The organism is Mesobacillus maritimus (assembly GCF_023715205.1).
Taxonomy (GTDB): domain Bacteria; phylum Bacillota; class Bacilli; order Bacillales; family Cytobacillaceae; genus Mesobacillus_B; species Mesobacillus_B maritimus_C.
In genome coordinates this window covers 1-389 of record NZ_JAMBNR010000103.1, presented here as the reverse complement: position 1 = coordinate 389, position 389 = coordinate 1, and the positions used below count along the sequence as shown (strand labels likewise).

At 50.1% G+C, this 389-nt stretch carries 1 pseudogene; it reads left to right on the top strand.

The features are described 5' to 3' along the window. Positions 1 to 389, top strand: a pseudogene (locus tag M3182_RS25820) (hypothetical protein); the annotation flags it as partial.

Below are 389 nucleotides of genomic sequence, written 5' to 3'. Positions count from 1 at the left end.
GCGCAAAATACCCAGAGCATTACTAACCTGAACAATCAGGTCACTAATCTGGATACTCGCGTTACTAATATCGAAAACGGTATTGGCGACATTGTAACCACCGGTAGCACCAAGTACTTCAAGACCAACACCGATGGCGTAGATGCCAACGCCCAGGGTAAAGATAGCGTCGCGATTGGTTCCGGCTCCATTGCTGCCGCTGACAACAGCGTCGCACTGGGTACCGGTTCCGTTGCAGATGAAGAAAATACAATCTCTGTAGGTTCTTCCACTAACCAACGCCGTATTACTAACGTTGCTGCAGGTAAAAATGCTACCGATGCTGTTAACGTTGCGCAGTTGAAGTCTTCTGAGGCGGGCGGCGTGCGTTACGACACCAAAGCTGATGG